The following is a 2892-nucleotide window of genomic DNA, read 5'->3' as shown; positions in this document are numbered from 1 at the left end:
TTACTTATTTCAGTTTCTTGACGAACGTTACAATTTCCCCGGAGCCGGGGTTTTTCAATATATATCCTTTCGTGCGTTAGGTGCCGTTGTTACGTCGCTACTGATCGCTGCTATTTTTGGCCGACGGATTATTGATATACTACGTAATCTTCAGATAGGCGAATCGATACGTGATCTTGGCCTGGAAGGACAGATGCAAAAGCGTGGAACTCCAACCATGGGTGGTTTTATTATTCTAGCCTCGTTGTTAATTCCAGCTCTACTATTTGCCAAACTTTCCAATGTATACGTAATACTAGCCTTAGTTTCAACTGTCTGGACGGGACTGATTGGTTTCCTGGATGACTACATTAAGGTATTCAAGAAAAATAAAGAAGGACTACAGGGCAAATTTAAGGTTGTCGGCCAGGTAGGTTTAGGCCTCATTGTTGGCTTAACATTGTCTTTCAACGATAGCGTTAAAATCAGGAAATATGCTCCACGTCTGCTGAACACGTCCAACGTGCCCGACATTTACACCGATATCAAGTCTACGCTAACAACGGTTCCGTTCGTAAAAAATAACGAGTTCGATTACAGCTCATTACTGTTTGGCGTACTACCAGATAGCTATACCTGGATTGTCTACGTAGCAATCTGTATTTTCATTATTACAGCCGTTTCGAATGGCGCCAACATTACGGATGGCATTGATGGGCTTGCTGCGGGAACATCCGTGATTATCGGACTGATTATTGGCGTATTGGCTTATTTATCGGGTAATAAAGTCTTTTCACAGTACCTAAACATAATGTACATACCCAACGCGGGCGAACTGGTTATTTTCTGCGCGGCCTTCGTTGGTGCCTGTGTCGGGTTTCTTTGGTACAACTCCTATCCTGCTCAGGTATTCATGGGCGATACTGGTAGTCTGATGCTAGGAGGAGTGATAGCTGTGCTGTTTCTGGCCATCCGTAAGGAACTTATGATTCCAATTATCTGCGGCATATTTCTGGCAGAGCTTGTGTCAGTAATTACGCAAGTCAGCTATTTTAAATATACCAAGCGTAAATACGGCGAAGGTCGACGGATTTTTTTGATGTCACCATTGCACCACCATTTTCAAAAGAAAGGGTACCATGAAGCTAAAATCGTGACCCGAATGTGGATTGTTGGTATCATTCTGGCCGTACTGGCCTTAGCCACACTAAAGTTACGTTAAGAAGGAATTCTTGATATATCCTTGTTTTTCAGCCTCCTACCGCCTATATTTGCACTCCCGTTTGAAGACGGGAGTGCTTTTTTATAAGCAAGTTACTAGAAATCAAACAATTAGTCTCCATAAAGTGAATACGCTCAGTTACAAAACCATCTCTGCCAACAAAGAAACGGCGCAGAAGGATTGGGTTGTGGTTGACGCTCAGGGTGAAGTGCTTGGTCGGCTGGCCAGCCAAATCGCACGCCTGATTCGCGGCAAACACAAGACCAACTTCACCCCGCATGTTGACTGCGGAGATAACGTGATCGTCATCAACGCCGATAAGGTGCGCCTGACCGGTGCTAAGATGACCGACAAAGTTTATGTTCGCCATACGGGTTATCCGGGTGGACAACGCTTCGCATCGCCCCGGCTGCTCCTTGAAAAGCATCCAGAGCGCATCATCGAACATGCTGTAAAAGGTATGTTGCCGAAAAATCGGTTAGGTCGTCGGTTATACACTAACCTGTACGTTTATGCTAGTGCTCAGCATCCTCATGAGGCTCAACAACCTAAAGCCGTTAAATTCTAAGTCATAATGGATCGTATTAATACCATTGGTCGTCGTAAAACGGCCATCTCACGGATCTACCTGTCGGCTGGTAGTGGAGCTATCTCGGTAAATGGAAAAGATTACAAACAATATTTTCCGACCGAAGTACTGCAAATCATTTTGAACCAACCTTTCGCTTCAATCAATGGCGTTGGTGGATACGATGTAAAAGTCAATGTTCGTGGTGGTGGCGTGTCTGGTCAGGCGGAAGCAACACGTATGGCTATTGCTCGTGCTCTGGTTGAATTGAACGCAGAATTCCGCCCAGCTCTTAAGAAAGAAGGTTTCTTAACCCGAGATTCACGTATGGTTGAGCGGAAAAAATACGGCCGCCGGAAGGCGCGTCGTCGTTTCCAGTTCTCGAAACGTTAATTGACAGTGGGCATGGCGCCTGGGGCATAGGGGCTTTCCCCTCCACCCTTTGCCCCGAACCCTGCGCTTTTTCTGTCCAGACTACACTTAGATGATGCCGATGTGTGGTGCTGCGTATAGTTTTCATTTTTCATTCTACATTTTTCATAATCTGTAATGGCACAAATCGAATATAAAGACCTCTTAGATGCAGGTGTACACTTTGGACACCTTACTCGTAAGTGGGATCCCCGGATGGCTCCGTATATCTTCATGGAGAAGAACGGCATCCACATTATTGATCTTAACAAAACGGTTGCGGCACTGGAAGAAGCAGCCAACGCAATCAAAGGTATTGTTCGCTCAGGCCGGAAAGTACTTTTCGTTGCCACGAAGAAACAAGCTCAGGAAATCGTTTCGGAAGAAGCGCGTCGGCTAAAAATGCCTTACGTAACCGAACGCTGGCAGGGTGGTATGTTAACAAACTTCGCTACGATTCGTAAATCGCTGAAGAAAATGCAATCGCTGGATAAAATGCTGAAAGACGAGGAGACCGTCAAAAGTATTGCCAAGCGTGAGCGTTTGACACGTACACGTGATAAAGAGAAACTGGAGCGTGTGTTGGGCGGGATTGCTGACCTGACTCGTTTACCAGCCGCTTTATTTATTGTCGATGTAAAGCGTGAACACATCGCTGTTGCCGAAGCCCATCGTTTAGGAATTCCTGTGTTTGCCATCTGCGATACAAATT

Annotated in this window: 4 protein-coding genes; all 4 read left to right on the top strand. The window is 45.6% G+C overall.

The window, feature by feature from the left end; all coding sequences use genetic code 11:
* The coding region (gene mraY / locus ACOJS8_RS11540; RefSeq protein WP_420148693.1) for a phospho-N-acetylmuramoyl-pentapeptide-transferase at window positions 1–1201 on the top strand (1201 nt) is incomplete at its 5' end.
* A 124-nt stretch (window positions 1202–1325) separates the two neighbouring features.
* Complete coding sequence (gene rplM / locus ACOJS8_RS11535; RefSeq protein ID WP_420148692.1) at window positions 1326–1769, top strand: 50S ribosomal protein L13; 444 nt, start codon at window positions 1326–1328, stop codon at window positions 1767–1769.
* 6 nt (window positions 1770–1775) lie between these two features.
* Window positions 1776–2162 carry a 30S ribosomal protein S9 gene (rpsI, locus tag ACOJS8_RS11530; protein ID WP_420148691.1) on the top strand — a complete coding sequence of 129 codons (387 nt, stop codon included), beginning with the start codon at window positions 1776–1778 and terminating at the stop codon, window positions 2160–2162.
* A 156-nt stretch (window positions 2163–2318) separates the two neighbouring features.
* The coding region (gene rpsB / locus ACOJS8_RS11525; RefSeq protein ID WP_420148690.1) for a 30S ribosomal protein S2 at window positions 2319–2892 on the top strand (574 nt) is incomplete at its 3' end.

The organism is Spirosoma sp. (assembly GCF_048594605.1).
In the GTDB taxonomy this organism is placed as follows: domain Bacteria; phylum Bacteroidota; class Bacteroidia; order Cytophagales; family Spirosomataceae; genus Spirosoma.
The sequence above is the reverse complement of the archived record's forward strand: the minus strand, read 5'-3'. Positions and strand labels throughout refer to the sequence as shown.